Annotated in this window: 29 protein-coding genes and 2 tRNA genes; 15 read left to right on the forward strand and 16 right to left on the reverse strand. The window is 61.3% G+C overall.

The features are described 5' to 3' along the window. Positions 1-311: 311 nt before the first annotated feature. Positions 312-387: transfer RNA gene (locus AB4048_RS03450), tRNA-Ile, on the reverse strand. A 159-nt stretch (positions 388-546) separates the two neighbouring features. On the opposite strand from AB4048_RS03450, the gene AB4048_RS03455 reads away from it, so the two are divergent. Continuing rightward, positions 547-1,287: an SIMPL domain-containing protein gene (locus tag AB4048_RS03455; RefSeq protein WP_442200528.1), complete on the forward strand. Its 741-nt coding sequence runs from the start codon at positions 547-549 to the stop codon at positions 1,285-1,287. Positions 1,288-1,494: 207 nt separating this feature from the next. On the opposite strand, the gene AB4048_RS03460 is transcribed toward AB4048_RS03455, so the two are convergent. From AB4048_RS03460 to pcsA, 6 genes are read right to left on the reverse strand one after another with little or no spacing between them, the layout of a single operon-like run. Further along, complete coding sequence (locus AB4048_RS03460) at positions 1,495-2,568, reverse strand: BMP family ABC transporter substrate-binding protein (protein WP_442200529.1); 1,074 nt, start codon at positions 2,566-2,568, stop codon at positions 1,495-1,497. A 49-nt stretch (positions 2,569-2,617) separates the two neighbouring features. Continuing rightward, complete coding sequence (locus AB4048_RS03465; RefSeq protein ID WP_442200530.1) at positions 2,618-3,535, reverse strand: ABC transporter permease; 918 nt, start codon at positions 3,533-3,535, stop codon at positions 2,618-2,620. Then, the gene (locus tag AB4048_RS03470; RefSeq protein ID WP_442200531.1) at positions 3,532-4,629 is read right to left on the reverse strand and encodes an ABC transporter permease; all 1,098 of its coding nucleotides are present in this window, start codon (positions 4,627-4,629) and stop codon (positions 3,532-3,534) included. The genes AB4048_RS03465 and AB4048_RS03470 overlap by 4 nt, the downstream gene beginning before the upstream one ends. Further along, on the reverse strand, positions 4,619-6,193 hold the full coding sequence (locus AB4048_RS03475) for an ABC transporter ATP-binding protein (protein WP_442200532.1): 1,575 nt from the start codon (positions 6,191-6,193) through the stop codon (positions 4,619-4,621). Before AB4048_RS03475 ends, AB4048_RS03470 begins: the two co-directional genes overlap by 11 nt. 44 nt (positions 6,194-6,237) lie before the next feature. Beyond that, positions 6,238-7,221, reverse strand: coding sequence for a quinone oxidoreductase family protein (locus AB4048_RS03480; protein WP_442200533.1), 984 nt, complete (start codon positions 7,219-7,221; stop codon positions 6,238-6,240). A gap of 15 nt (positions 7,222-7,236) precedes the next feature. Beyond that, positions 7,237-7,962 (reverse strand): phosphatidylcholine synthase, encoded by a 726-nt coding sequence (gene pcsA, locus AB4048_RS03485; RefSeq protein WP_442200534.1) that lies wholly within the window; start codon positions 7,960-7,962, stop codon positions 7,237-7,239. Between the two features lie 212 nt (positions 7,963-8,174). On the opposite strand from pcsA, the gene AB4048_RS03490 reads away from it, so the two are divergent. Continuing rightward, complete coding sequence (locus AB4048_RS03490) at positions 8,175-9,377, forward strand: UbiH/UbiF family hydroxylase (RefSeq protein ID WP_442200535.1); 1,203 nt, start codon at positions 8,175-8,177, stop codon at positions 9,375-9,377. Positions 9,378-9,393: 16 nt separating this feature from the next. On the opposite strand, the gene AB4048_RS03495 is transcribed toward AB4048_RS03490, so the two are convergent. Beyond that, positions 9,394-10,146, reverse strand: coding sequence for a cytochrome c biogenesis CcdA family protein (locus AB4048_RS03495; protein ID WP_442200536.1), 753 nt, complete (start codon positions 10,144-10,146; stop codon positions 9,394-9,396). A gap of 330 nt (positions 10,147-10,476) precedes the next feature. Between AB4048_RS03495 and AB4048_RS03500 the strand changes: the two genes are divergently transcribed. Beyond that, positions 10,477-10,552, forward strand: a tRNA-Lys gene (locus AB4048_RS03500). Between the two features lie 180 nt (positions 10,553-10,732). Here AB4048_RS03500 and AB4048_RS03505 read toward each other — a convergent pair. Further along, complete coding sequence (locus AB4048_RS03505; RefSeq protein WP_442200537.1) at positions 10,733-11,071, reverse strand: hypothetical protein; 339 nt, start codon at positions 11,069-11,071, stop codon at positions 10,733-10,735. A gap of 205 nt (positions 11,072-11,276) precedes the next feature. After that, complete coding sequence (locus AB4048_RS03510) at positions 11,277-11,465, reverse strand: hypothetical protein (protein ID WP_442200538.1); 189 nt, start codon at positions 11,463-11,465, stop codon at positions 11,277-11,279. Positions 11,466-11,692: 227 nt separating this feature from the next. Between AB4048_RS03510 and AB4048_RS03515 the strand changes: the two genes are divergently transcribed. Together AB4048_RS03515 and AB4048_RS03520 are read left to right on the forward strand one after the other, a co-directional pair. Then, complete coding sequence (locus AB4048_RS03515; protein WP_442200539.1) at positions 11,693-12,022, forward strand: hypothetical protein; 330 nt, start codon at positions 11,693-11,695, stop codon at positions 12,020-12,022. A gap of 94 nt (positions 12,023-12,116) precedes the next feature. Next, positions 12,117-12,266 (forward strand): entericidin, encoded by a 150-nt coding sequence (locus AB4048_RS03520; protein ID WP_442200540.1) that lies wholly within the window; start codon positions 12,117-12,119, stop codon positions 12,264-12,266. A gap of 68 nt (positions 12,267-12,334) precedes the next feature. Here AB4048_RS03520 and AB4048_RS03525 read toward each other — a convergent pair whose 3' ends face one another. Beyond that, positions 12,335-14,257, reverse strand: a complete 1,923-nt coding sequence (locus tag AB4048_RS03525; protein WP_442200541.1) for a DEAD/DEAH box helicase — start codon at positions 14,255-14,257, stop codon at positions 12,335-12,337. A gap of 252 nt (positions 14,258-14,509) precedes the next feature. On the opposite strand from AB4048_RS03525, the gene AB4048_RS03530 reads away from it, so the two are divergent. The 9 genes from AB4048_RS03530 to AB4048_RS03570 all read left to right on the forward strand — a co-directional run bounded on the left by AB4048_RS03530 (position 14,510) and on the right by AB4048_RS03570 (position 20,301). Next, the gene (locus AB4048_RS03530; protein WP_442200542.1) at positions 14,510-14,776 is read left to right on the forward strand and encodes a hypothetical protein; all 267 of its coding nucleotides are present in this window, start codon (positions 14,510-14,512) and stop codon (positions 14,774-14,776) included. Positions 14,777-14,890: 114 nt separating this feature from the next. Beyond that, positions 14,891-15,091, forward strand: a complete 201-nt coding sequence (locus tag AB4048_RS03535; RefSeq protein ID WP_442200543.1) for a hypothetical protein — start codon at positions 14,891-14,893, stop codon at positions 15,089-15,091. Positions 15,092-15,150: 59 nt separating this feature from the next. Continuing rightward, the gene (locus tag AB4048_RS03540; RefSeq protein WP_442200544.1) at positions 15,151-15,405 is read left to right on the forward strand and encodes a GlsB/YeaQ/YmgE family stress response membrane protein; all 255 of its coding nucleotides are present in this window, start codon (positions 15,151-15,153) and stop codon (positions 15,403-15,405) included. Between the two features lie 155 nt (positions 15,406-15,560). Continuing rightward, positions 15,561-15,767: a hypothetical protein gene (locus AB4048_RS03545; RefSeq protein ID WP_442200545.1), complete on the forward strand. Its 207-nt coding sequence runs from the start codon at positions 15,561-15,563 to the stop codon at positions 15,765-15,767. Positions 15,768-15,774: 7 nt separating this feature from the next. Then, the gene (locus AB4048_RS03550; protein WP_442200546.1) at positions 15,775-16,191 is read left to right on the forward strand and encodes a GFA family protein; all 417 of its coding nucleotides are present in this window, start codon (positions 15,775-15,777) and stop codon (positions 16,189-16,191) included. A 149-nt stretch (positions 16,192-16,340) separates the two neighbouring features. Then, the gene (locus tag AB4048_RS03555) at positions 16,341-17,624 is read left to right on the forward strand and encodes an efflux RND transporter periplasmic adaptor subunit (protein ID WP_442200547.1); all 1,284 of its coding nucleotides are present in this window, start codon (positions 16,341-16,343) and stop codon (positions 17,622-17,624) included. Positions 17,625-17,636: 12 nt separating this feature from the next. Continuing rightward, entirely contained in the window at positions 17,637-18,353 is a 717-nt protein-coding gene (locus tag AB4048_RS03560) for an ABC transporter ATP-binding protein (RefSeq protein ID WP_442200700.1), read from the forward strand. After that, a complete protein-coding gene (locus AB4048_RS03565; protein WP_442200548.1) occupies positions 18,343-19,548 on the forward strand; it encodes an ABC transporter permease in 1,206 nt (401 codons plus the stop codon). The genes AB4048_RS03560 and AB4048_RS03565 overlap by 11 nt, the downstream gene beginning before the upstream one ends. 141 nt (positions 19,549-19,689) lie before the next feature. Then, positions 19,690-20,301, forward strand: a complete 612-nt coding sequence (locus AB4048_RS03570; protein WP_442200549.1) for a GntR family transcriptional regulator — start codon at positions 19,690-19,692, stop codon at positions 20,299-20,301. Positions 20,302-20,352: 51 nt separating this feature from the next. Here the strand turns inward: AB4048_RS03570 and AB4048_RS03575 are convergent, their stop codons facing one another. The 5 genes from AB4048_RS03575 to cysG form a co-directional block, all read right to left on the reverse strand. Further along, positions 20,353-21,165: a ferredoxin--NADP reductase gene (locus AB4048_RS03575; protein WP_442200550.1), complete on the reverse strand. Its 813-nt coding sequence runs from the start codon at positions 21,163-21,165 to the stop codon at positions 20,353-20,355. 208 nt (positions 21,166-21,373) lie between these two features. Continuing rightward, complete coding sequence (locus AB4048_RS03580) at positions 21,374-21,886, reverse strand: DUF934 domain-containing protein (protein ID WP_442200551.1); 513 nt, start codon at positions 21,884-21,886, stop codon at positions 21,374-21,376. Between the two features lie 11 nt (positions 21,887-21,897). Then, the gene (locus AB4048_RS03585) at positions 21,898-23,574 is read right to left on the reverse strand and encodes a nitrite/sulfite reductase (RefSeq protein WP_442200552.1); all 1,677 of its coding nucleotides are present in this window, start codon (positions 23,572-23,574) and stop codon (positions 21,898-21,900) included. A gap of 7 nt (positions 23,575-23,581) precedes the next feature. After that, the gene (locus tag AB4048_RS03590; RefSeq protein WP_442200553.1) at positions 23,582-23,896 is read right to left on the reverse strand and encodes a DUF2849 domain-containing protein; all 315 of its coding nucleotides are present in this window, start codon (positions 23,894-23,896) and stop codon (positions 23,582-23,584) included. 1 nt (position 23,897) lies between these two features. Further along, complete coding sequence (gene cysG / locus AB4048_RS03595; RefSeq protein WP_442200554.1) at positions 23,898-25,334, reverse strand: siroheme synthase CysG; 1,437 nt, start codon at positions 25,332-25,334, stop codon at positions 23,898-23,900. Positions 25,335-25,599: 265 nt separating this feature from the next. Here cysG and AB4048_RS03600 point away from each other — a divergent pair, with 265 nt between their 5' ends. Further along, complete coding sequence (locus tag AB4048_RS03600) at positions 25,600-26,187, forward strand: nucleoside deaminase (RefSeq protein ID WP_442200555.1); 588 nt, start codon at positions 25,600-25,602, stop codon at positions 26,185-26,187.

Raw genomic sequence — 26,187 nt, forward strand, 5'->3', positions numbered from 1 at the left:
TTTCTCGGTCCCTATACCGGAATTCCGGGAGAAGAACGCATCTTAAAGGCGGGCACCAGAACCTAAATCTGGCGTGCCAACCAATTTCACAGGGTGGGGACCATTCCGGCGACTATAACAACGCGGTGCCTACAGCCCCGCTAGCGCGGGTTTGCCTGCGGATGGCCTTGTGATGCCGCCCAGACCTGTTTCGCGCTCTCCGGCAGCCGTGAGGGCGAGGCGTTTTGCGAGAAATTGTTGCCATTATGTTGCCACCGCCCAAACCGGCAAAGCAAAAGGGGCTAGCCTTTCGGCTAACCCCTTGATTTAACTGGTGGGCCCGGGAGGACTTGAACCCCCAACCAAGCGGTTATGAGCCGCCGGCTCTAACCATTGAGCTACAGGCCCGGCGCGGACCGGGTGCGGCCGCGTGGGTTCCGGAGCAATGGTTCTCCGGAGCGAACTGGCTGTAGCCCAATTCTTGCTCTCCGACAAGGCACCGCCGCAATACCTTCACAATCAATGAGCAAATAGTTTCTGCTTCGACCATCACTCAAGGATCGGCTTATGTCCCCCAGAAAAATCAAGCTTATTGCCCTGCCCGCTCTTGTCGGCGCATCGCTTCTTGTCGCCGCTGGCGGCGCCTTCGCCGCCGATGAGCGGGTGCGTGAGGCGGTCGTTTCCGTCGCCGGCGAAGGGCGCTCGGTGGCGGCACCCGATACGGCGATCGTCACGCTGTCCGTGGTGAAACAGGCAAAGACCGCGCAGGAGGCGCTTGCAGAAAACAACAAGACGGTGGCCTCGGTGCTTGAAGCGCTGAAAAGCGGCGGCATTGCTGAACGCGACCTGCAGACAACCGGCTTCTCGATCCAGCCTCAGTTCAATTTTCAATCCGGCAATGACGGCCAGCAGCGACCGCCGGAAGTCGTCGGCTATCAGGCGATGAACACGCTGACGGTGCGCGTGCGCGATCTCAGCAAGCTCGGCGGGTTGGTCGATCAGGCCGTCGGCCTCGGCGTCAACCAGGGCGGCGATATCCAGTTCGTCAACGACAAGCCGGAGGGTGCCTTGAACGAGGCCCGCAAGCTCGCGGTCGCCGATGCCATCGCCAAGGCAAAAACGCTCTCGGAGGCTGCCGGGGTCAAACTTGGCCGGCTCGTCAATATCAGCGAGGTTCCAGCCCACCAGTCGCCGCAGCCCGTCTTCCGGGCGACGATGATGAAGGCAGCGGATGCGGGCGTCCCCATTCAGGGGGGAGAAAATACCTATAACGTCACCGTCACGGTGACTTACGCCCTGGAGCAATAGGCGCCGATCAGCGCGGCGGAACGTTTCCGTTCTTCTTCGAATTCGGAAGCGTTCCAGTTTTTGTTTCCGCAGAGTTGCGAACGGAAAACCGCAAACACTTTTCTGGAATTTCCCTGACGAAAAATCCCGCCGAAACGGCGGGATTTCACGTTCGATGCGCTCGGGAAGGCGCGATTGCCGCGCCTCACCGTCAAGATCTAGAGAACCTCACTTCGGCAGCTTGTCGTCGACGCCTTCGATGTAGAAGTTCATGCCGAGAAGCGTGCCGTCGTCAGCCTTCTCGCCGGCCTTCAGCCAGGCCGAGCCATCCTGCTTGTTCATCGGGCCGGTGAACGGGGCAAGCGCGCCCGACCTGATCTTGCCTTCGGTCTCCTCGGCCATCTTCTTCACGTCGTCAGGCATGTTGGTGTAGGGCGCCATCGTGAGAATGCCGTCCTTCAGACCGTCCCAGTTCTGCTCGGCTTTCCAGGTGCCGTCGAGAAGCGCCTGAACGCGCTTGACGTAATAGGCGCCCCAGGTGTCGACGATCGCTGTCAGCTGAGCTTTCGGGCCGGCAGCGATCATGTCGGAGGCCTGGCCGAATGCCTTGATGCCGCGCTGTTCGGCAACCTGCATCGGCGCGGTCGTGTCGGTGTGCTGCGTCAGGATATCGACGCCCTGGTCGATCAGCGCCTTGGCGGCGTCAGCTTCCTTGCCCGGATCGAACCAGGTGTTCACCCAGATGACCTTGAGCTTGAAGTCCGGGTTGACCGACTTGGCGCCCGCTTCGAAAGCGTTGATGCCCATGACGACTTCCGGGATCGGGAAGGATGCGATGTAGCCGGCTACACCCTTCTTCGACATCTTGGCGGCGATCTGGCCGTCGATGTAGCGGCCTTCATAGAAGCGCGAATTGTAGGTGGCCATGTTCGGGCCGGACTTGAAGCCCGTGGCATGCTCGAACTTCACTTTCGGATATTTGGCGGCAACCTTTGCCGTCGCGTCCATGAAGCCGAACGAGGTCGAGAAGATCAGCGAGCAGCCGGAACGTGCCAGGCGCTCGATGGCGCGCTCGGCATCCGGGCCTTCCGGCACCTTTTCGAGGTAGGATGTCGTGATCTTGTCGCCGAGCGCCTTTTCGAGCTGCTGGCGGCCAAGGTCGTGAGCCTGCGAATAGCCGCCGTCATTGTGTGAGCCCACGTAGACGAAGCAGATCTTGGCCTTGTCAGCAGCGCTTGCGGCAGTTCCGAAGCTCAAGACCGCGGCGGCCGCGGCAACGAGTGCGAGTGTCAGTTTTTTCATGATAACCCCTGTTGGTTCCAGTTTTTCCAATCCCGTCCCGTTCTTCTTGTTACCGTTCCGGGACGAAAGCCTTTCCGAGCGACGCGGGCGTGTTGATCAGCGTCGTGCGGCGATTGTGTGAGATGATAATGAGGACGACAATAGTCGCCGCATAGGGCAACATCGAGAGAAATTGCGCCGGGATGGCGACCCCGAGCGCCTGCGCATGCAGCTGCCCGACGGTCACTGCACCGAAGAGATAGCCGCCGGCCATGACGCGCCAGGGCCGCCAGGATCCGAAGACGACGAGGGCAAGCGTGATCCAGCCTCGCCCCGCCGACATGTCTTCCACCCATTGCGGCGTATAGACGAGGGAAAGCTGCGCGCCGGCAAGGCCGGCACAGGCGCCCCCGAACATGACAGCCAGGTAGCGGGTGCGGATAACGTCGATGCCGAGGGCATGCGCCGAGCCGTGGTTGTCGCCGATGGCGCGAAGCTTCAGGCCCGGACGGCTGCGGAAAAGGAACCAGCTGACGCCGAAAGCGAGAGCGATCGAGAGATAGAAGATCAGGTCTTGGCTGAAGAGAAGCGGGCCGACGAACGGAATATCCGCAAGGACCGGAAAGACGATCGGCGGTAGCCGAATGCCCTCGACGCCGATATAGGGTTCGCCGAGCATGCCAGAAAGGCCAAGGCCGAGGATCGTCAGCGCGAGCCCCGTCGCGACCTGATTGGTGACGAGCGTGAGGGTCAGGAAGCCGAACAGCACGGAGAACAACGCGCCGGCGACTGCCCCTCCGACGAGGCCGACATAAGGTGAGCCGCTCATCTGGGCCGTTGCGAACGCCGCGACTGCTCCCATGATCATCATGCCCTCGACGCCGAGATTGAGCACGCCGGAGCGCTCCGCCACAAGCTCGCCGAGGGCTGCTATGACGAGCGGCGTCGCGGCGGTGATAACGGTCAGCAGAATGGCTTCGAAGATCATGTGCTCGCTTCCTTCAGGACCGCCTTGGCACGATGGCCGACGATCCGGATCCGGTAGAGGATCAGCGTGTCGCAGGAGAGCACGAAGAACAGCAACAGCCCGCGGAACGCGAAGGTCACCTTGTCGGATACGCCGATCGAAAGCTGGGCCGCTTCGCCGCCGACATAGGTGAGCGCCAACACAAGGCCTGAAGCGATGATCCCGAGCGGATTGAGGCGACCGAGAAAGGCAACGATAATCGCGGTGAAGCCGTAGCCCGGCGAGATGTTCGGCTGCAGGTGGCCGATGGTGCCCGATACTTCCGAAATGCCGGCGATACCCGCGAGCGCGCCGGAAAGCAGGAAGCTGAACCAGACCATGCGCCGCGACGAGAAGCCGGCAAAGCGCCCTGCCCGCTCGGCCTCGCCAAGCACGACTACCTCGAAGCCCTTGAGCGTGTAGCGCATCATGAACCAGATGACGACGGCGGCAACGATCGCGAAGATGAAGCCCCAGTGCGCACGGCCAGAGTCCGCCCAGATGGCCGGCAGGATCGCTTCCGGCGAAAATTCGCGCGATTCCGGAAAGTTATGACCTTCCGGATTGCGCCACGCGCCGCGCACCAGCCAATCGAGAAACAGCTGCGCGATATAGACCAGCATGAGGCTCGTCAGGATCTCGTTGGTGTTGAAGTGCGCTTTCAAGAGCGCTGGAATACCCGCGTAGAGCGCGCCGCCGATCGCTCCGAGGATGATCATGGCCGGCAGCACCAGGGGCGAATGCCAGTCGTAGAACAAGACGGGAATGGCGGAGCCAAACACCGCGCCGATCGTATACTGGCCTTCGGCGCCGATGTTCCAGTTGTTCGAGCGGTAGCAAACCACGAGGCCGGCACCGATCAGGATCAGCGGCGCTGCCTTCACCGCGAGTTCGTGCAGCGACCAGACGTCCAGAAGCGGTTCGACGAACATCGCATCGAGGGATTCGATCGGATCCTTGCCGAGGAAGGCAAAAATCACCAGCCCGGCAATCAGCGTCAACGCCAGCGCCAGGATCGGCGAAAGGAAACCGTAGAGCTTGGAGGCCTTGGGACGCTTTTCCAGTTCAATGCGCATGCGTCGCCTCCGTATGCGCCTTCGATTCATGCAGCCCGCCCATCAGCAGACCGATCTTTTCGCGGGTAAGCGACTGAGCGGGATAGGACGGCGACAGCCGCCCCTCGGAGATCACGGCGATATCCGTGGCCACCTCGAAGATTTCGTCGAGATCCTGGCTGATCACCAAGACTGCCGAACCGTTGCGGGCAAGATCGACGAGCGCCTGGCGGATGCGGCTTGCAGCGCCCGCATCGACGCCCCAGGTCGGCTGATTGACGACAAGCACGGTCGGTTGGCGGTCGAGTTCGCGGCCGACGATGAATTTCTGCAGATTGCCGCCCGAAAGCGAGCCTGCCGGCGGATCCTCTCCGCTTTTGCGCACGTCCATGGCATCGGAAATGCGTTTGGCGGCTGCCTGAACCGCTCCCCGCTTGATGACCTTCAAAAAGCCGCCGGAAAGAAAAGCCTTGCGGTCGGATTGGCTGCGCGCCAGCACGAGATTGTCCGAAAGTCTGAGCGACGGCACGGCAGCGTGGCCGTGGCGTTCCTCGGGCACGAAGCCTGCCCCGAGCAGCCGCCGCGCGCCGATGCCCTCTCTGCCGACCGCCCGCCCCCGCAGCTTGACCGCCTCAGAGTTCGCCGCCGGATATTCGCCGGAAACGGCATCGAAGAGTTCGCTTTGGCCGTTGCCGGCCACGCCTGCGATCGCCAGCACTTCGCCGGCCCGAACGCTTAGCGAGATTTCCTTCAACGACATGGCAAAGGGAGTGCGCGCGGGAACGGAAAGCCGCGCGACCTCGAGCTGAACGTCGCCCTTTTCACCCCGGCCTTCATGGGTGATGCCCGCGACATCACTACCCACCATCATGCGAGCGAGCGAGCCCGTGGTTTCCTGACGGGGGTCGCAAGCGCCCGTCACCCTGCCATGGCGCAGTACGGTTGCGCGGTCACAGATACGCTGCACTTCCTCCAGGCGATGACTGATGTAGAGAACCGAGCGGCCTTCCGCCTTCAGCTTGAACAGCGTCTCGAATAGACGATCCGCCTCCTGCGGCGTCAGCACCGAAGTCGGCTCGTCGAGAATGATCAGCTTTGGATTCTGGATCAGCGCCCGCACGATCTCGATGCGCTGGCGCTCGCCGACAGAAAGATCGGCCACATGCGCCTTCGGATCGAGCGGCAGTCCGTAGGCATGCGAAAGAGCCGATGCCTCGTCGGAAATGCGGTTGATCGAGATATTGTCATCCAGCGACAGCGCGATGTTTTCTGCGACAGTCAGCGCTTCGAACAGCGAAAAATGCTGGAAAACCATGCCGATGCCATTGCGGCGCGCCTCGCCGGGGGAGCCGATGACGACAGGGCGCCCCTCCCAAAGGATCTCGCCTTCCGTCGGCTCGAGAACGCCGAACAACATCTTCACCAGCGTCGATTTGCCGGCGCCATTTTCGCCGAGCAGCGCATGGATTTCGCCCGGCTGCACGTCGAGATCAATTCCGTTGCAGGCGGCAAAACTGCCGAAAAATTTTGTCAGCTTGCGAACCGACAATAACGCGCCTGTTGACGGCGCATCGGATGACGACACGATCCCCTCATTTCTTCCTGATGCCCGGTCCATTTTGGAATCTTCTAGGGAATCAGCAGCGTAGTTCCACTCGTTTTTCTGCTTTCCAGATCCCTGTGCGCTTGAGCGACGTCGCTCAGCGGATAGGTCTGGTTGATATTGATACGCACTTTGTTGCTTTGCACAACATGAAATAACGCCTCGGCGCTAGCCCGCAATTCTTCCGGGGTCGCGATGTAGGAGAAGAGCGTCGGACGGGTGGCGAAGAGCGAACCCTTCTGCGCCAACGTCGCAAGGGTGAAATTCTCGATCGGGCCAGATGACTGGCCGAAACTGACCCACATGCCGCGTGTTCGCAGGCAGTCGAGCGACTGAGGGAACGTGTCGCGACCGACGGAATCGTAGACCACATCGACGCCTTTTCCGCCGGTTATCTCGCGTACCCGCGTCAGGAAATCATCCTTGCTGTAGTCGATGACGTGGTCATAGCCGTGCTCCAGCGCCAAGGCGACCTTCTCGGGCGATCCCGCCGTGCCGATGACGGTCGCGGCTCCTAGCGCCTTCGCCCACTGGCCTGCAATCAGGCCAACGCCGCCGGCAGCGGCGTGAAAGAGCAGCGTGGTTCCCTGCCCGACCTTGAACGTCCGGTTCAGGAGATATTCGGCAGTCATGCCTTTCAGCATCATCGCCCCCGCCGTTTCGAGCGGAATACCATCGGGAACCTTGACCAGATGCCGCCTCTCGATGTTGCGCTCGACGCAGTAGGCACCGTCGCTGCCGGCATAGGCGACGCGGTCGCCGACCGCAAAATCGGTCACGCCGGGGCCGACCGCAATCACCGTGCCGGCGGCTTCCTTGCCGAGGCCGAGCGGAAAGTGCGGCGCCTTGTAAAGGCCGCTGCGGAAGTAGACGTCGATAAAGTTCAGCCCGATCGCCGCGTGGCGGATCTGCACCTCACCGGCTTTTGGCGCCTCCAGTTCGACGTCTTCCAGTCGCATGACCTCCGGACCGCCGTTTTCATGAATGCGTATGGCTTTGGTCGTCTGCATGGTCCCAAACCTTTTCTACTTGCGCCCGAGCGCCGGGACAAACTGCAATACGGCCCCGATGCAGTAGATATAGATGCCGGACAGAATGAAAAGGAGCGTCGCCCACTGCGGTTGCTGGAAATGCGTCAGCAGCGAATACATGCCGAGCAGCGACCAGATGAGGAAGACGCCGAGATTGAGCGGACGCAGGCGTTGAACGCGCACCGGGTGCAGAAAATTGATCGGCAGGAACGTCAGCACGACAGAAACGCCAACCACGATCATTGCCGTTGTCGCGTCGGCGCCGATCACGAAAAGGGTGAAGACCAGCATGTTCCACACGACAGGGAAGCCGGAAAAGAAATACTCCTCCGTCTTCATGCCGGTGTCGGCATAATAGATGGCGCTCGAGACCACGATCATCCCGGCGGCGGCGAACGACCAAGGCTCGCCGATCATCCCGCTCTGATAGAGCGCGAACGCCGGCAGAAGCACGTAGGTGACATAGTCGATGATATTGTCGAGCGTGTCTCCCGACCAGTTCGGCAACACCTCCTTGACGCGCACCTTGCGGGCGATTGGCCCGTCTATACCGTCAACGAGAAGTGCCAGGCCCAGCCACCAGAACATGTCGATGAAGCGGTGTTCCGCGGCCGCGACCACGCCGAGGAAGGCGAGAAACGAGCCGGAGGCCGTCAGGATATGTACGGAAAACGCGCGCATCTCCGCATAGGGCACGCGCCTGTATTTGAAAAGCTTCATACGCCCCGCACCGCCCGCTTCTGTCAGCCCGCCCCGGCAGGCAGCCTTGTTTCAATATGCATCCTTTGGCGGACGCTACCAGAGCAAAAACTGCGCCGGCGACGGCAGGGTAGCGACTCTTTGCGTCATTTTCATCCGTTACCTTTTTTCGTTTATGGATTTCAACAGGGTAAGTCGGTAGTTTCGATGATGACCGCAAGCAGGGTGAAGAGATGACACAGGTAGAAGTGGCCGTTATCGGCGGCGGGCTGGCAGGAATGATCGCGGCCGTGGCGTTTGCGCGCGGCGGGCGCAAGGTCGCGCTCGTGGCACCGCCCCATGCCGCGAGCGACCGCCGCACCACCGCCCTGATGGAGCAGTCCATCCGCTTCCTTGAGCGCCTGGCGCTCTGGGAAAAAATCGCGCCCTCCGCAGCCCCGCTCGCCACCATGCAGATCATCGACGGGACGAAGCGCCTGCTGCGCGCGCCGACTGTCGCCTTCCGCTCGGCGGAAATCGGGCTCAACGCCTTCGGTTACAACATGCCGAACCAGTCGTTGCTCGACGTTCTTGCCGAGGCGGTCGCGTCTGAAGGCAACCTCACGCGGTACGCAGCGAATGCGTCGACCGTCTCGATCGGCAAGACGGGCGTGACGATCGCGCTCGACAATGGCGAGGCCATCGAGGCGGATTTCGTCGTCGGCGCCGATGGCAGGCGCTCCACCGTGCGTGAGGCAGCCGGGATCGGTGTTCGCACCTGGTCCTACCCGCAATCCGCCATGGTGCTCAACTTTTCCCATAGCTTGCCGCATCAGAACGTCTCGACGGAATTCCACACAGAGAGCGGCCCGTTCACCCAGGTTCCGCTGCCGAACAACCGCTCCAGTCTCGTCTGGGTACAACAGCCCGGGGACGCGGAGGCGAATGCCGCAAAGACCCTTGAAGATCTGGGGCGCGCCGTCGAGGAGCGCATGCAATCGATGCTCGGGACAGTCACGGTCGAGGACAGCGTGCAAGTCTGGCCGCTCTCCGGCATGACCGCCAGCCGCTTCGGTAAAGGGCGCGTGTGCCTGATCGGCGAGGCCGCGCACGTTTTTCCGCCAATTGGCGCGCAAGGCCTCAATCTCAGCCTTCGCGACATCATGGCGCTGACCGACATCCTGTGCGGAGGCGGCGACCAGCCGATCGGCGCATCCGCCGGAGACCGCTTCGACCGCCGCCGGCGGACCGACATCTTGAGCCGCACGGCGAGCGTCGATCTTCTCAATCGTTCGCTGCTGTCGGATTTCCTTCCGGTCCAGGTCCTTCGCGCCGCCGGCCTGCACCTGCTCTCATCGATCCCCCCGCTTCGCAACATTGCCATGCGCGAAGGCATAGAGCCGGGCGGCAGTTTGCGCGCCTTGCCGGCGATGCTGCGCGAGAAGCTGCGCCGATAGACGCGAAACGGAAATCTTATCCGATTTGCGTAAGCACCGGAAACGTCTGCTGAAACCAGATGGATGCGGTGCTGACGAAGCCGAACATGAAGGCAAGTCCCGTCAGAACGAGAAAGGCACCCATTGCCTTTTCGACGACGCCGAGATGGCGGCGGAACCGGACGAGGAAATTCATGAAAGCGCCGGAAAAGCCGGCGGCGATCCAGAACGGAACCGCAAGCCCGAGCGAATAGACGGCGAGCAGCCCGGCCCCGGCCCCGACAGTGTCGCGCGCCGCGGCAACCGCGAGAATGGCGCCAAGAACCGGCCCGATGCAGGGCGTCCAACCGAAGGCGAAGGCAAGCCCCATGACATAGGCGCCTGTCAGCGTCGCGGGTTTGCCACCTCCCTGGAATCTTGCCTCGCGAGAGAGAAAACCGATCCGCAGAACACCCAGAAAATTGAGCCCCATGACAATGATGATCAGCCCACCCACCTTCGCGAGGAAGTCGAGATGCTGGCGCAGGAGCAGGCCGATCGAGGAGGCACCGGCGCCCAGTGCGACAAAGACAGTGGCGAAGCCGAGGGTGAAGAAGAGCGCCGAGAGCAGCACGCCGCCGCGCACGTCCGCTCGTGCGGCAGCCGTCGCACCGCCGCCGCGAAACTGCTCGACCGATATTCCGGCCATGTAGCAGAGATACGGGGGCACCAGGGGCAGAACGCAAGGGGAAAGAAACGACAGGGCTCCGGCCAGCAGAGCGCTCAGAAGCGAGATATCGGCAATCGACAACGAAGCACTCCGGCCAGAGCTCATCCTGAAAAGCACAAAGCTTTTTTCAGGTAGACGCGCGTTTATTCAAAGACGAGAGCGGCGAGGCAAGGACCCAGATTGCCGCTCCAAGGCAACTCTGATGCTTGGTAGCCTTGGGAAGGCGAGATTGCCAATCACCTTTTCGCGGGAAGGCCGGAAATTGAAAACTTGGTCATATATCGACGATTTTTTGGTTGACCGCGATAAAGTGTCTGCCTATGTTCCGCGCACTTCCGGCCGGGGTGCCCACACCGCGGACGAGGGAGTGCGTAGCTAAGCCGGTAGATCAACTGGCTATGGAAACGGTGTGAGAGGCTAGCTCAGCTGGTAGAGCAGCGCACTTTTAATGCGCGGGTCGTGGGTTCGAGTCCCACGCCTCTCACCACTTCCACCAAGCTAGGTGCAGGGTTCAAATCCCTGCTGACCAATGACCTCAATAGATTGAAGAATTTTCCTCAGAAACAGCGTTAGCTAAGATTCTGAAATTGACACGCGCGCCCGCGAGTGCAGCCGCATGTCGGAAGCAGGGCGGCCTTGAGACCGCCCCTCTCATAGCGCGAATCGACTAGCTGCAGACGCGAATGCTCTCGACGTGGTAGCCGCCGTCGTAGCTGTTCGGAACAGTACGATCCTCGAACCAGCAGCGCGGCGGCGGTGGAGGCGGCGGATCGATATAGCGGGGACCGCTGTTGTTTGCGAGTGCGCCACCCAGCAAGCCGCCGATCACGCCAGCAGCCAGGCCGCCCGCGATCACCGCGCCGGTGTCATTGTGATGGTGATGATGTCGTTGTGGCGGAGGCGGCCCTCGCCTGTTCCATTCCTGCGCCGTCGCACCGCTTGCAGTCGCCAACACACTGCTCGCTGCCATGGCAGCCGCAATCGTGGTGAGAAAAACTTTTTTCATCAGGTCACCATTTGATTCGGAACCCAGCCCGTTGATGCGAAAGGTCGCATCAAGATGCTTAACGCCCCATGAATGAATTGGGGGCCTTTGAGCAAATAGCTATGACGAGATTGAGGCGGGCCAGGAGGCGGCCGAGTGCGCATTTCGGCGCTGAAAGCGGGATAGGACGTGAAAATCGGGCTAGCAAACCGTTACGATGAGCGCTTCAACGCGTCCTGCAACGCCGCTCCAAATTGGCGACCAATTCCTGTTTCGTCGCGAAAGATCCAAACAGGGCAAGCAGTTGCTTTTCAGTCTTTTCGTCCAGGTCGTTCTCGCGAACGAACTCCCGAACGCTCCAGATCTCGCGGAGCTTCCCCTGCGCGATCTCACCGATCTGAATATGTGAACTCATAACCGGAACCTCCCGACGCTCGAACGCGCGGATAGTGGGAAAGTTCCATTGTGCGCCCATTTGCTTGATGGATCACTCAGAGATTTGATCAAATTACCTCAATCGGGAATTTGCGATTATCGGCATCGCTAAGTTGACCGCTGGGGTTGCGTCACAAAGGTGACAGCTAGCTGGGAAATAATGGACCTTGCCCAATGGCAAATGCCCATGATCGACAAGAGGGACCCATGAGAACCATTCTTGTAGTTGCCGCCGCGTGTGGCTTGTTCGCCACCAGCGCTCTCGCTGTATCCCGCCACTCGTCGCAATCCATGACATGTGCCGCCGTCCACGACATGGTTGCCCGGGAAGGTAGCGTCGTTTTCTACTTCCCATCCTCCAAGAAGCCCGACCTGATGCTCTACAATCGCTTTGTATCAAGTATGACGCCCTGTATGGGGCAGTCGTCGATGACGAGCGGCACGGTGCCAACCCTCGACGACCCAAAATGCAAGCTTAAAACCTGCGCTGCAAGCAGCGGCAAAGGCAGCGTAAAGGGCGGCAGTAAGGACAAGTAACGCTGCGTCCCGCTAGCCTCGCAGCATGCCTTGGCTGCACTATCTTGCCGTGAACGCAGTACGCTGCGTCCACATTCGAAATTGCGGGGTTTCAATGAGCAAGACTGTTGCCACTTTCCTCCTTGCCCTTCTGTCCCTGACCTCCTGCGCCAACACGTTCAAAGGCATGACACAAGACGCCAAGGATACTGGAATGGCGCTGGATCAGAGCGGGCGCAAGGTGTTGAAGGCATCCTCTAACTGATAGAGGGACGCCGCGAGGGCCGTTCGTGCCGCGCGTCCGATGACGCGGAGGCACCATCAGCTATTTCTTCATTCAGGCCGCTTCTTTGTGAACTTGCCTTTTGCCTTCGCGGCACCTGGCTTGGCACCTGCCGGCTTTGCGAACTTTGGCTTGCCGTCCTTCTTCTTCCAAGGGGCGGAATCGGGCTTTTCGGAAAATTCGCTCCGAGCGCCGGCACCATCCGGGGCTCCCTTCCAGAGTTTTTTCTTCGGCTTTTCCGCGCGGCTGTCGTCACCGGCATTTTCGAAGCGGGACGGTGCCGCATGCGGAGGGCGAGGAGCGTTGCCGGCGCGCTCGTAGGCTCTTTCGAGGTTTGGCGCTCCGTCCAGGCGGCGGATCCGGATGCCGCGTTCCAACGCCTTGCTGGGGCCGATCTTGTCGGCAAAGGATTGCGCCGCATCGAGCGCGATCTCCACGAAGGTCTCTTCCGGCTGCATCTTGATGGCGCCGATCTCGTTCTTGGTAATGCCGCCGGCGCGGCACAGCATGGGGATCAGCCAGCGCGGTTCTGCATTCTGCTTGCGTCCGACCGAAAGCGTAAACCATGCGCTGTCGCCAAAGCTTTCGCGTCTGGGCGCGGATGGCTCGCGCGGCCCCGCGGCATTGTCCCTTCTGTTCGCTTTCGAATTGTCCGAGAGCGTGATCTCGACCAGATCCTCTGGTGCGGAGTGTCCGGCGCGATAGAGCCTGACGAAGGCGGCAGCCAATTTCTCGGCGCCGTGCCGCTCGATCAGTTGACGCACGAGGGACTGCTCTTCGTCCCTCAGCGTTTCGTCGAATGCGGGATCGGCAAGCACGCGCTCGTCGTCGCGGCGCATGACGTCCTCCACCGACGGTGGCTTGGCCCAGGTCGCCGTGATGCGCGCGTTTTCGAGGAGCCGCTCGGCGCGGCGGCGGGCGCTGAGAGGAACGACAAGTGCACTGATGCCCTTGTTCCCTGCCCGGCCCGTACGTCCGCTACGATGCAGCAGCGTATCCGGGTTGGTCGGCAAATCGGCATGAATGACGAGTTCGAGGCCAGGAAGGTCGATGCCGCGCGCGGCGACATCCGTGGCGATGCACACGCGGGCACGACCGTCGCGCATGGCCTGCAGCGCGTGCGTGCGCTCGCTCTGGCTCAGTTCGCCCGACAGCGCCACGACGGAAAAGTTTCGATTGCTCAGGCGGGCAGTCAGGTGGTTGACGGCTGCTCGCGTCGAGCAGAAGACGATGGCATTTCTGGCTTCGTAAAAACGCAATACGTTGATGATCGCATTCTCGCGGTCGGCGGGCGCGACGGCCAGCGCGCGATATTCGATGTCCACATGCTGCTTGGCCTCGGAAGCGGTCGCAATCCTTATAGCGTCGCGCTGGTAATCCTTGGCAAGATTGGCGATCGCTTTCGGAACCGTCGCGGAAAACATCAGCGTCCGGCGTTCCGCGGGCGCTGCTTCGAGAATGAACTCAAGATCCTCGCGGAAGCCGAGATCGAGCATTTCGTCGGCCTCGTCGAGTACCACGGCCTTGAGCGCGGTCATATCGAGGGCGCCGCGCCGGATATGGTCGCAGATGCGGCCGGGCGTGCCGACGACGATATGCGTGCCGCGCTCAAGCGCGCGCCGTTCGTTGCGGATATCCATGCCGCCGACGCAGCCGGCGATGATGGCGCCGGTCTTTTCGTAAAGCCATTCGAGTTCGCGCTTGACCTGCAGTGCCAGTTCTCGCGTCGGCGCGATCGCCAACGCAAGCGGCGCGCCGGCACGGACGAAGCGATCCTCGCCACCAAGCAGCGTCGGCGCAAGCGCCAGGCCGAAGGCAACTGTCTTGCCCGAGCCGGTCTGCGCGGAAACGAGCGCGTCAGCCTCCGCAAGGGCGGGGTCCAGCATTGCCTTCTGGACGGGGGTGAGTTCAGTGTAGCCGCGCTCGTTCAACGCCTGCGCGATCGCCGGAACGACGCCGATTAAATTGGTCATCTTTTTAAACTTTCGGATGTGCTCTGGGGCAGCCGTCTTACGCTTGTCGATCCAACGGCTGGCATCGCGGGCCGAAACTTCGCCGGCCATAACAAGTGGGCTGCTCCTACACCGTGCCGGGGGAATTGTACAGCGACAGATTGCGACTGCCGTCCTGAGACCTAATTTCGCGGGCGGCGGTAGCGCCGCGGGCTTGGAAACATCGCGGCAGCGCTAGATCTACCTTGCCACCGCAAGCACCGGAGAAGCGCCATGAAGACCTTTCGCCGTTTTGACGCGACCTTGACTGGCAATCCCTATGTGCTGGTCAGCATCTACCACAGCAGTCACGGCCCGAGGGCAGCTATCTCGAAGAGCGAGGATTTGGCCGACGGAGGCTATTCTTGGCCAGACCCCGGTTGCGACGCTAAAGCGGCTCTCGACTGGGCGGCAAACTATGCCGGAATTAACGCCATCGATGTCTATGTACAGATAAACGGCGTCGAATGGGATCCAAACTGGGGCAATTTGACGGACTGATCTTGTTTTTTCTTCCCATCGATACAATTTCAGAAGTCTACGCGGCAAGATTGCCCCCCGGGTAATCGTCTGTTTTCAGATCATATTCTTGACTGGGCAGATCAAGGAGGATGGATGAAGCAGAACGCCGAGTTCGACAAGTGGTGCAAGGCCCAGGAGCTGTTTCTCCGTCACCACCTGCACTGTTTGGAACAGGGGCGCGTGCGCGTTCATGCCGTCGAAGACAACCGTTTCATCGACACGACAGACGAGATCCTGGATGGTTTCAGGAAACAGCTCGCGTGGTTGCGAACCTGTACCCGCGTGGAAAGATGATGCGCATCGCCGCGCACGGTGAGTAAGTCCAAAGCCAGTCGAGAACAGGGAGGAAGACCATGCAGGACGCGCAGATCGGTTGGTTCGCAGCCATCATTGTCGGTGGATTGGCAGGGTGGCTCGCCGAAAAGGTCATGCACAGCAACATGGGCGTGCTGATGAACATATTGCTCGGGATCGTTGGCGCGATGGTTGCAAACATCCTGTTGTCCGCACTCAACATTAGCCTCGGAACCGGCTGGACAGCCTATCTCATCGCCGGCTTCATCGGCGCCTGCATCCTGATTTTTCTCGGGCGGCTCGTCCGGCGCTAGTATTCCAGTCCTGGGATCACCCCAAACCCGCAGAGATCTCAACAACTGTAACCCAATTGGAACCATCGCCCCTCCCCGCGCGTTAAACTGGTGAGACTGCGCAAGACATGCATTTGCAGACATTGCGCGACTGAAACTCTGACCAGGAGGGTGAGATGACTGGAATTTCCTACCAGACACCGAGCCGCAAAGTGTTGCGTGGCCGTCCGTACAGTATGGCTGAATTTGCAAGGAAATACAGGCTTGACGACGCCGAAGCGCAGCGGCTTTTCGAGAAGTTCGGCCCCTCCGCGACCGAACTGGACCTGCTGATGGCAGCCAAGCGCCGCCCGCCAGTGCTGCCTGCCAGCATAGCCTACTGAAAATCCGATGACCTTTCCGGCAGGTTCTTCACGCCACCGCGTGGGCGGTTGCCTTTGCGGTGGCGTGCGCTACAGGCTTGAAGGCCAACCCTTGCGCGTTGGACTTTGTCATTGCGCCGACTGCCGTAAATCCAGCGGTTCTTCGTTCGTCACTTTCGCCGTCTGGCCGCGTGACAGCTTTGATTTCACGGGCGAGATTACGACCTTTGCCGGGCGAAGTTTCTGCCCGCGCTGCGGATCGCGGCTTTTCTGTCTGCGCGAAGACGAGGCGGAAATCCGAGTGGGAACGCTCGATGACGCGCCGGCGAACCTCATCCCTGCCGACGAACTCTGGATCAAACGTCGCGAGCCTTGGCTCGTGCCAGTAACTGGCACTGCCCAATTTGCCGGCGACCGCTTCACTTCCCCATCGGAAAAGCAATAACTTACCAAGATTTCACTACGCTTGCGGCACATTCTATGTCATCGCAAGGTCGTCTGGATCGGCGTGCTTCGAACGAACTCTGTTCCGCATCCACTGGCGCCGCCCGTGAAGCCACCCACATATGATTATGAGAATGTCCGAGGGAACCGATGAACGTATCGGAAGAAGACAAAGTTACCGCCGCCCGCAGCGATCTCGCCGCCATCCTGGCAGCGTCGGGTAACGAACGGAAAAAGAGCCGGCGCCGCGGCCGCCTTGCCGTGGTTGCCTTAGTTCTGCTTGCCCTCGGCGCTGGAGCCTATTTCTATGCCGGCCGCGAACGCGCCGGTTATGACTACACGACGGCGCCGATCAAGCGTGGCGACATGACGGTGCTCGTCACCGCGACCGGCGCGATCCAGCCGACGGAACAGGTCGATATATCGAGTGAGCTCTCCGGCACGGTGCGCGACGTCAACGTCGACTACAACAGTCCCGTGAAAGCCGGCGACGTGCTCGCCGTTCTCGACACCAACAATCTCGAGGCGAACGTCAAGAGCTCCCAGGCCAAGCTGAATTCCGCCAAGGCCAATGTGGTGAAAGCGATCGCGCAGATGCAACAGGCGCAGGTCGCGCTCGACCGCTTGCGCAACCTCGTGAAGAGCAACGTCTCCACCCAGCAGAGCCTCGACGACGCGCAATACACCTACGACTCGGCAGCCGCCACGAAGCAGATCAACGAGGCGGACGTGCTGGCGGCCGAGGCCGACCTTCGCCTGGCGCAAGTCAACCTTGCAAAGGCAAAGATCGTCTCACCGATCGAGGGCATGGTACTAACGCGTTCGGTCAATCCTGGAGCGACGGTCGCGGCCTCGCTTTCGGCGCCGATCCTATTCACCATCGCTGGTGATCTTCGCAAGATGGAATTGAGGGTCGATGTCGATGAGGCGGACGTCGGCCGCATCACCATCGGTCAGAAGGCGAATTTCACGGTCGAAGCCTATCCCGACCAGAAGTTTCCGGCCGAAATCAAGCAAATCCGCTACGCGTCCGACACCACAAACAACGTGGTGACCTATAAGGCCGTGTTGTCGGTCGACAATCCGGAGATGCTTTTGCGCCCCGGCATGACGGCCACGGCCGATGTCGTCACGCAGTCGCTCAAGGATGCCGTCCTCATTCCGAACGCGGCACTTCGCTACGTTCCGCCCGTGGCCAGCGACCGCAGCCCCAATCTGATGAGCCTCTTCCGGCCGCCGCGCATCCGCAGCGGCGGCAACCAGCAACCGGCGCTTACCGGCAACAATCGTCGTGTCTGGGTGATGCGCGAAGGTCAGCCGAGCGCCGTCACCATCCAGGTCGGTGCGTCGGACGGCCAGTTTACCCAGGTTCTGTCGAACAACATTTCCGACAAGGACGTGGTCGTGACGGACTCCATGGAACGCAAGCGGTGAACCGACATGGAGATGACGAGAACGCCGATTGTCGAATTCCGCAACGTGTCGAAGGTGTATGGCTCCGGCGAGGCCGAGATCCGTGCCCTTGATGGTGTCGATTTCTCGATCCGGGAGCATGAATTCGTCGCTATCATGGGACCGTCCGGTTCGGGTAAATCGACGGCGATGAACATTCTGGGCTGTCTCGATGTTCCGACCGCCGGCGACTACGTTTTTCAGGGTCTGATGACGACCGGCTTCGAGCGCGAGCAGTTGACCCTTCTCAGGCGTCATATGCTGGGCTTCGTGTTCCAGGGCTTCAATCTGCTTGCGCGCACCTCCGCAGTCGAGAATGTTGAACTGCCTTTGATCTATCGCGGCATGGCAGCCGGCGAACGCCGCCGCCGCGCCCGCGAGGCGCTTGCCGTCGTCGGCCTTTCGGGGCGTGAGCATCACAAGCCGCAGGAGTTGTCCGGGGGCCAGCAACAGCGCGTTGCCATCGCGCGCGCGATCGTGACAAACCCTGCCCTTCTGCTCGCCGACGAGCCGACCGGCAACCTCGACACACGCACCAGCGTCGAGATCATGGATCTCGTCACGCGGCTGAACCGCGAACAGGGCATCACGGTCGTCATGGTGACGCATGAGCCCGATATCGCTGCCTATGCCCGGCGCCTGCTGCATTTCACCGACGGCAAGCTTGAGGTGGAAAAGGATCACGGGAGGCGTCAGGCCGATGTTTCTTGAGACACTCAAGCTCGCTCTTCGCGCCATCCGCCGCAATGTGCTGCGCTCTTTCCTGACGGTGCTCGGCATCGTCATCGGCGTCGCCGCCGTCATCGCCATGGTCACCATCGGCAACGGCACCGCAGCGCAGGTTTCCGCCGAAATGTCGCGGCTCGGCACGAACATGCTGTTTGCCAGACCCGGCACGTTCGGGCCCGGCCGGGCAAGTTCCGACGCCAAGCGCTTCACGATCCGCGACGTCGAGGCGATCCGCGAGCAGGTAAACGGCCTGCGCGCCGTCGCACCGCTCAGCCAATCGACCGCCACCGCGATCTTTCAGGGCCAGAACCACCAGACGACGGCAATGGGAACGACCAACGACTATCTGATCGCGCAGGACTGGGCCATTCAGAGCGGCCGCGAATTCCTCCCCGCCGAGGAGGGCGGCAGCCAAGCCAAATGCATGCTCGGCCAGACGGTCAGCCGCGAACTCTTCGGCTCGGCCGATCCTACCGGCCAGCAGATACGCGTCGGAACGCTATCCTGCAGCGTCGTCGCGCTACTGAAGGCGCGCGGCCAATCGGGCATGGGCAATGACCAGGACGACGTGGTCATCCTGCCGCTCAAGGTCTACCAGCGGCGCATCGGCGGCACGACAAACATTTCGCTGATCGCCATTTCGGCCCGCGACGGCGTCTCGACCGCCAAGGTGCAGGCGGACGTTCAAAGACTGATGCGCGAGCGCCGCAACATCATTCCCGGCCGTCCGGACGACTTCTCGGTCAACGATATGACGCAGATCGCCGATGCCATGACCGGCACCGCGACGCTGCTGACCGGCCTCCTCGGCTCCGTTGCCGCGGTGAGCCTGCTCGTCGGCGGCATCGGCATCATGAACATCATGCTCGTGTCGGTGACTGAACGAACGCGCGAGATCGGCATCCGGTTGGCGATCGGGGCGCTGGAAAAGCAGGTGCTGATGCAGTTTCTCGTGGAGGCCGTATCGCTGTCCGTCTTTGGCGGCATCGCAGGCATCCTGCTCGGCTTGCTGCTTGCCTACGGCACGGTCAGCTTCCTCGGCGTGCCTTTCGTCACCAGCCCGACGATGATCGCCGTGGCCTTCTTCTTCTCGGCGGCGATCGGCATGATCTTCGGCTATTTCCCGGCGAGGCGCGCAGCGCAGCTCAATCCCATCGAGGCGCTACGGCACGAATGATGCGGTCGGAGGCGCAGGCCTCTGGGAGATCGCTCGACCCTTTAGGCTCCGCTCCTAGGCGACCTGATATTTCGCAATGCCTTGCCAGCCGTCGGATGGCATGCAAAAATGTGATATATCAGTTTTCTGGACCGACCGGACATGCAGAGCTCGCAGAGTCACCTCGCCTATCTTGCCCTGGAACATCTGATCGTCACGCTGGCCCTCAAGCCCGGCGCACTCGTGACCGAAAAGCAGTTGATCGATCTCGCCGGCCATGGCCGGACGCCGGTTCGCGAGGCAATCCAGAAGCTGGCCTGGCAGGGCTTGATCGTGGTAAGGCCGCGCGTCGGCTTGCGAATCGCGGATATCCGTCCGCAGGATCACGCCAACGTCATGCAGGTCCGCCGCGAGCTGGAGCCTATCGCGGCAGCGCTGGTGGCAAGCCATGCCAACGTAAGCCAACGACAGCAGCTTCTCGGCTGCGCCCAGCAAATGTCGGACTGTGCCGCGAGCGGCGACCTCGCTCTCTTCTTTGCCGCGGACAAGGCCTTCGACGAAATCCTGGAGGAGGCGTGCCCGAACAGTTTCATTACCGCAGCGCTCACCCCCGTACAGACCCATTCCCGTCGGCTATGGTCCTCGGCGGTCAAGCCCAAGAGCATGCAGCGTTCGATCGCGCTGCATGTGGACGTCATGCGGGCTATCCACAGCGGCGATCCCGACAAGGCACGGCAGGCGATGGGCGCGCTGATCGACTATCTCGCCGCATAAAAAAGGCGGCATCATCGCTGAGGCCGCCCTTCACTGTTCAACCAGAAGTAATTAGCCGACGAAGGCCCGTTCGATGACGAATTCGGCAGGCTTGCTGTTGGCACCCTCGTTCAGGCCGGCCTTTTCAAGCAGATCCTTGGTGTCCTTCAGCATTCCCGATGAACCGCAAATCATGCCACGGTCGATCACCGGATCGATCGGCGGAACGCCGAGATCGGCAAACAGCTTGCCGTCGGCGATGAGATCCGTGATGCGGCCCTGGAAGGCGTAGTCTTCGCGCGTTACCGTCGCATAGTGCTTGAGCTTGTCGCCGACGATCTCGCTCAAAAGCTCGTCATTGCGGATTTCCTCGACAAGATCGAAGCCGTATTTCAGCTCCGCGACGTCGCGGCAGGTATGAGTGAGGATGACCTCCTCATACTTCTCATAGGTCTCCGGATCGCGGATGAGGCTGGCGAAAGGCGCGATACCCGTGCCCGTCGAAAACATGTAGAGGCGCTTGCCGGGGATGAGTGCGTCGAGCACCAGCGTGCCCGTCGGCTTCTTGCGCATCAGCACCTGATCGCCCGGCTGGATCGCTTGAAGATGCGATGTCAGCGGACCATCCGGCACCTTGATCGAGAAGAATTCGAGTTCTTCCGCCCAGGCAGGGCTTGCGATCGAATAGGCCCGGAATACCGGCTTGCCTTCGACCATCAGGCCGATCATCGCGAACTCGCCGGAACGGAAACGGAAACCCTGCGGCCGGGTCATCGTAAAGCGGAACAGCCGGTCTGTATAATGCGTCACGCTCAATACCGTTTCGGCAAAGACGCCGGCGGGAATGGCTGATGCAAATTCTTCTGTCTTGGCGGGGGCGTTCATGCGCTATCGGATCCCGTGCTTCGTCTTAATATAGTGCTGCCAGCCAAATATTCTATATTGGATCTTTTTAAAAGGCATTCCATTCCATGCCGCACCTCGCTTGGGAAATATGTCCGCAGCGATCAAGTTTCAAGGCGACGTGGCCCCCCGACGCAAGGCGGTCGGTCCCGCGGCGATCGCCTTTTGCGACCGCCGCGGCTGGGAGGAATCAGGCAGTCTTGAGCGGCAACCGCCGCCAGCTGTAGCCAGGACCGGCTTCCGCGCTTCGGGCAGTCGGCTGGTAGTAGTGAGGGATACCGGGCAGCCGGCCTTCCGCAAGTCGCTTGAGCGCCGTCTCGTTGGTCACGGAGAAACTGTCGATGCCACAGCGCAGCATCAGCGGTATCTGGTCGATCAGCACGTCGCCGACGGCGCGGAGCTCACCCTTGTAGCCCAGGCGCTCGCGAAGCAGCGAAGCGTGGCTGAAGGCGCGCCCATCGCTGAAGGCAGGGAAGGCGACGGCAACGATATCGAGACGGTCGAGGTAAGGCTCGAGCTTGCTGACGTCGTCCGCAGGCTTGATGAGCACACCGAGGCCGATTTCGTTCGTCTCTTCCGCCTTCGCGATCAGCGTCGCGAGATCAAGGAGCGGTTTTTCCCCTTCGCCCGCCGTCACCTCGTCGGTCTCGATGACCCACGCATCGTTTTCGACAAAGCCGGTTTCTTTCCAGATCTTGGTCATGATCGCCTCCCTCACGCCGCTTCCGCTGAAGGCGACGCGCCGTAGAGCGCCTCCTTGAACGGCTGCGGGCCGACACGGCGGTAGGCGACAAGGAAGGTTTCGGAGGCTTCGAGACGCAGCCCGAGATAGGTGTCCACGATCGTCTCGATTGCGTCGGTCACTTTCTCCGGTTCGAAGCCGCGGCCGATGATTTCGCCGATTGACGTGTTCTCGTCGCCGGAACCGCCAAGCGTGATCTGATAGAGCTCCGCACCCTTCTTCTCCACACCGAGCAGGCCGATGTGGCCGACATGGTGATGGCCGCAGGCGTTGATGCAGCCGGAAATCTTGATCTTGAGCTCGCCGATTTCCGCCTGGCGCTCGGCAGAGCCGAAGCGCATGGAAATCTCCTGGGCAAGCGGGATCGAGCGCGCATTGGCAAGCGCGCAATAGTCCAGCCCGGGACAGGCGATGATGTCGGTGATAAGGCCGGCATTGGCGGTTTCGAGCCCGATGGCGACGAGGCCGCGATAGACGGCTTCGAGATCGGCAAGCGCAACATGTGGCAGGATGAGGTTCTGCTCGTGGCTGACGCGGATTTCGTCGAAGGCATATTCTTCGGCGATGTCGGCGACGGCATCCATCTGCACATCGCTCGCATCTCCAGGGATGCCGCCGATCGGTTTCAGCGAGATGGTCACCATGCCATAGTCGGGATGCTTGTGCGGCTGCACGTTCTGCTGCACCCAGCGCGCAAAATCGGGATCGGCCTTCTTCCAGCGCGCCAGGCTTTCCCAGCCCTCGGGCCGGTCGGCAAGCGCCGGCGGCTCGAAATAGGCGGCGATCGCCTTGACGTCGGCTTCCGGTAGCTTCAGCTCGGTATCCTTGAGCTTTTCGAATTCAACCTCGACTTGACGCGCCAATTCCTCCGCGCCGGTTTCGTGCACGAGAATCTTGATTCGCGCCTTGTATTTGTTGTCGCGGCGGCCATGCAGGTTATAAACACGCATGATTGCCGTCGTGTACGACAAAAGGTCCTGCTCCGGCAGAAAGTCGCGGATCAGCTTGGCTACCAGCGGCGTACGCCCCTGCCCGCCGCCGACATAGACCGCAAACCCGATCTCGCCCTTGTCGTTCTTCTTCAGATGCAGCCCGATGTCGTGCACCTGGATCGCGGCGCGATCGCGCTCGGCGCCGGTGACGGCGATCTTGAACTTGCGCGGCAGGAAGGAAAACTCCGGATGGACAGACGACCACTGCCTGAGGATTTCCGCGTAGGGCCGCGGGTCGGCCACCTCATCGGCGGCCGCACCGGCAAAATGGTCGGCCGTGACATTGCGGATGCAGTTGCCCGACGTCTGGATGGCATGCATCTCCACCGAGGCAAGGTCGGCCAGCGCATCGGGCATCTCGGAAAGCTTCGGCCAGTTGAACTGGAGGTTCTGCCGCGTCGTGAAATGGCCATAACCGCGGTCGTAGGTGCGCGCGACATGGGCAAGCATGCGCATCTGGCGCGAGGACAGCGTGCCATAGGGGATGGCGATGCGCAGCATATAGGCATGGAGCTGCAGATAGACGCCGTTCATCAGGCGCAGCGGCTTGAATGCATCCTCGGAGAGCTCGCCCGAAAGGCGCCGCCCGACCTGGTCGCGAAACTGCGCGACGCGTTCGGCGACAAAGGCGTGATCAAATTCGTCGTAGCGATACATGGCTTCCTCAGACTGCGATAAATTCCGGATCGGCCGCGCGGTAGTTCGCGGCATATTCCATGGTCGGGCCTTCGGCACGGATGCGCTCGCGCAAGCGCAGCGGCCAGATGACGCCGTTCGTCTCTTTCACTTCGACGACGTTGACGTCAACAACCTTGTTGTCGGCGTAGGACTGCTTGCCGATCTGTTCGAGCGCATCGACCGCTTCCGCATGGCGCGCGACGATCGCCTCCTGAAGCGATGTCGTCCATTGACCGGCCGCGTTCAGCCAGACGGCGACACCGTCGGTCAGCCTGTTGGCGGTCAGAACCTTGTCTACCATGTCAGCTCCTAGCAAATTCTTGAACCACGGACACATGGCGCATCAGCGGCTCGGAATGTTCGAAATTGGCGCCGGCGACGGCATCGCCGATGATGACCATCACCGGGCCGCTGAGCTCCTCGCGGTGCTCCAGATCCGGCAGATCCTTGAGCGTGCCATGCAGCAGGCGACGGTCGCCGCGGCTGGCGTTCTCGACGACGGCGACCGTCGTCTCGGCGGGAATACCTGCGGCCATCAGGCGCTGCGCGACCGAAGCGGCAACGGTGCGGCCCATGTATACGGCGATCGTCGCACCGGAAACGGCAAGGCTTGCCCAGTCGGGAAGGACGTCGCCCGCAAGATCATGACCTGTGGTGAAGACCAGCGAAGAGGCAACGCCGCGCAGCGTCAGCGGCAACTCGAAATCGGCGGCGGCGGCAAATGCTGATGTGATGCCCGGCACGATCTCGTAGCCGATGCCGGCGGCGCGCAGCGCTGCCATCTCCTCGCCCGCGCGACCATAGACCAGCGGATCGCCGGACTTCAGCCGCACGACGCGCTTTCCCTCGCGCCCGAGATGCACCAGGAGCTCGTTGATCTCTTCCTGGGATTTCGAATGGCATCCCTTGCGCTTGCCGACCGACAGCCGCTCCGCGTCGCGGCGGCCCATGTCGACAATCGCCTGTGGCACCAGCGCGTCATAGACGATGACGTCAGCCTCCATCATCACGCGCTGCGCCCGCAACGTCAGGAGATCCTCAGCGCCTGGCCCAGCGCCGACGAGCCATACGCGGCCTTCAACGCGCTCCGTGGATGCAAGGAGGCCATTGGCGGCACGCCGAGCCTGCGGCAGATTGCCGTTGGCAACGGCGTCGGCAACAGGGCCGGAGAAGAAGCGGCGCCAGAAAACACGCCGCGCGGCACCGCGCTGGACGAGCTCCTCGGCAGCTTTGCGATAGCCGATCGCCAACTCGGCGAGCTTGCCGAGCGACGGCGAAAGCAGCTGGTCGATCTGCGCCCGGATCATCTGTGCAAGCACCGGTCCGGCGCCTTCCGTGCCGATGGCGACCGCCACTGGAGCGCGATTGACGAGCGCGGGCGTGAAGAAATCGCAATATTCGGGTTGATCCACCGCGTTGGCCGGAATTTTCGCCGCGCGTGCGGCCGCGACTATCGAGCGATCAGCCGCCGCATCGCCCGTTGCCGCAAACACCAGTATCGCGCCATCGACCTGTCCCGGAGAGAAGGGTCCACGAACGAGCGATATACGGTTGGCGATCAGAAAGGCGTGGTAGTCCGCTTCTGGAGCTTCGGCCAAAGCGACAATGCGGATCTGCGTATTCAGGAGCAGCCGCACCTTGGCAAAAGCTTCATCGCCGTTCCCGAAGACAGCCGCCATCCTTCCTTCGACGCGAAAGAAGGCGGGAAACACTGAAAGCTGATCAGTCCTTTGAGGCATTGCAAGTCCATTTCACACTGCGCTGAATATCGCCGTTCGTTAGCCTCGATTGAAGAAACAGAAATGCGAAGGCTCTAGCCGACGCGTATTCTTTTGCTCGACATGCCGCGTCTTTGAGCAAAAGTCACCGAACAGGCAGCAAGGCGGCCGGTCTTCGCCGCCGATTCCCGTTGGATGTGATAAACGGTGCCTTTCAGTCATTTGCGCGTTTCGTCCTTGCCGCGTTGCGGTTAAGGTTCGCTGCAAATCCACGGAGAATTCAGAGTTGTCCGCCAAAACCATCGCCAATCGGCTTCTCAATGTCATCGAAGACGATATCCTGCCTATGACGCGACAGGGCGTCGCCGCCGGAAACAAAGTCTTCGGTGCCGCAATCCTGCGCAAGTCCGATCTCTCGCTCGTCGTCGCCGAGACGAACAACGAGCTCGAAAATCCGCTCTGGCATGGAGAAGTCCATACGCTCAAGCGTTTCTATGAGCTTGGCGAAAAGCCCGCGACCAAGGATCTCGTCTTCCTGTCGACGCATGAGCCTTGCACCATGTGCATGTCGGCGATCACCTGGGCAGGCTTCGACAATTTCTACTATTTCTTCAGCCATGAGGATTCCCGCGATAGCTTTGCGATCCCGCACGACCTGAAAATCCTGAAGGAGGTCTTCGGGCTGGAGCCGGGCGGATACCGCAAGAGCAATGCCTTCTGGAACAGCTTTGCCATCGCCGATCTGGTCCTGTCCGAAGACGAGCCGTTGAGAGCCGACCTCAAGGCGCAGACCACACGCATCAAGGCCGCCTACGCCTCGCTTTCCGAGAGCTACCAGGCGTCCAAGAGCGATAACGACATTCCGCTGAACTGA

This window comes from Rhizobium sp. RAF56, assembly GCF_052113965.1.
Taxonomy (GTDB): Bacteria; Pseudomonadota; Alphaproteobacteria; order Rhizobiales; family Rhizobiaceae; genus Rhizobium.

Coding starts and splice junctions, on each gene's coding strand:
- AB4048_RS03455 (WP_442200528.1), top strand. CDS start 547: ATGTCCCCCAGAAAAATCAAGCTTATTGCCCTGCCCGCTCTTGTCGGC.
- AB4048_RS03460 (WP_442200529.1), bottom strand. CDS start 2,568: ATGAAAAAACTGACACTCGCACTCGTTGCCGCGGCCGCCGCGGTCTTG.
- AB4048_RS03465 (WP_442200530.1), bottom strand. CDS start 3,535: ATGATCTTCGAAGCCATTCTGCTGACCGTTATCACCGCCGCGACGCCG.
- AB4048_RS03470 (WP_442200531.1), bottom strand. CDS start 4,629: ATGCGCATTGAACTGGAAAAGCGTCCCAAGGCCTCCAAGCTCTACGGT.
- AB4048_RS03480 (WP_442200533.1), bottom strand. CDS start 7,221: ATGCAGACGACCAAAGCCATACGCATTCATGAAAACGGCGGTCCGGAG.
- pcsA (WP_442200534.1), bottom strand. CDS start 7,962: ATGAAGCTTTTCAAATACAGGCGCGTGCCCTATGCGGAGATGCGCGCG.
- AB4048_RS03490 (WP_442200535.1), top strand. CDS start 8,175: ATGACACAGGTAGAAGTGGCCGTTATCGGCGGCGGGCTGGCAGGAATG.
- AB4048_RS03505 (WP_442200537.1), bottom strand. CDS start 11,071: ATGAAAAAAGTTTTTCTCACCACGATTGCGGCTGCCATGGCAGCGAGC.
- AB4048_RS03510 (WP_442200538.1), bottom strand. CDS start 11,465: ATGAGTTCACATATTCAGATCGGTGAGATCGCGCAGGGGAAGCTCCGC.
- AB4048_RS03515 (WP_442200539.1), top strand. CDS start 11,693: ATGAGAACCATTCTTGTAGTTGCCGCCGCGTGTGGCTTGTTCGCCACC.
- AB4048_RS03520 (WP_442200540.1), top strand. CDS start 12,117: ATGAGCAAGACTGTTGCCACTTTCCTCCTTGCCCTTCTGTCCCTGACC.
- AB4048_RS03525 (WP_442200541.1), bottom strand. CDS start 14,257: ATGACCAATTTAATCGGCGTCGTTCCGGCGATCGCGCAGGCGTTGAAC.
- AB4048_RS03530 (WP_442200542.1), top strand. CDS start 14,510: ATGAAGACCTTTCGCCGTTTTGACGCGACCTTGACTGGCAATCCCTAT.
- AB4048_RS03535 (WP_442200543.1), top strand. CDS start 14,891: ATGAAGCAGAACGCCGAGTTCGACAAGTGGTGCAAGGCCCAGGAGCTG.
- AB4048_RS03540 (WP_442200544.1), top strand. CDS start 15,151: ATGCAGGACGCGCAGATCGGTTGGTTCGCAGCCATCATTGTCGGTGGA.
- AB4048_RS03545 (WP_442200545.1), top strand. CDS start 15,561: ATGACTGGAATTTCCTACCAGACACCGAGCCGCAAAGTGTTGCGTGGC.
- AB4048_RS03550 (WP_442200546.1), top strand. CDS start 15,775: ATGACCTTTCCGGCAGGTTCTTCACGCCACCGCGTGGGCGGTTGCCTT.
- AB4048_RS03555 (WP_442200547.1), top strand. CDS start 16,341: ATGAACGTATCGGAAGAAGACAAAGTTACCGCCGCCCGCAGCGATCTC.
- AB4048_RS03560 (WP_442200700.1), top strand. CDS start 17,637: ATGACGAGAACGCCGATTGTCGAATTCCGCAACGTGTCGAAGGTGTAT.
- AB4048_RS03565 (WP_442200548.1), top strand. CDS start 18,343: ATGTTTCTTGAGACACTCAAGCTCGCTCTTCGCGCCATCCGCCGCAAT.
- AB4048_RS03570 (WP_442200549.1), top strand. CDS start 19,690: ATGCAGAGCTCGCAGAGTCACCTCGCCTATCTTGCCCTGGAACATCTG.
- AB4048_RS03575 (WP_442200550.1), bottom strand. CDS start 21,165: ATGAACGCCCCCGCCAAGACAGAAGAATTTGCATCAGCCATTCCCGCC.
- AB4048_RS03580 (WP_442200551.1), bottom strand. CDS start 21,886: ATGACCAAGATCTGGAAAGAAACCGGCTTTGTCGAAAACGATGCGTGG.
- AB4048_RS03585 (WP_442200552.1), bottom strand. CDS start 23,574: ATGTATCGCTACGACGAATTTGATCACGCCTTTGTCGCCGAACGCGTC.
- AB4048_RS03590 (WP_442200553.1), bottom strand. CDS start 23,896: ATGGTAGACAAGGTTCTGACCGCCAACAGGCTGACCGACGGTGTCGCC.
- cysG (WP_442200554.1), bottom strand. CDS start 25,334: ATGCCTCAAAGGACTGATCAGCTTTCAGTGTTTCCCGCCTTCTTTCGC.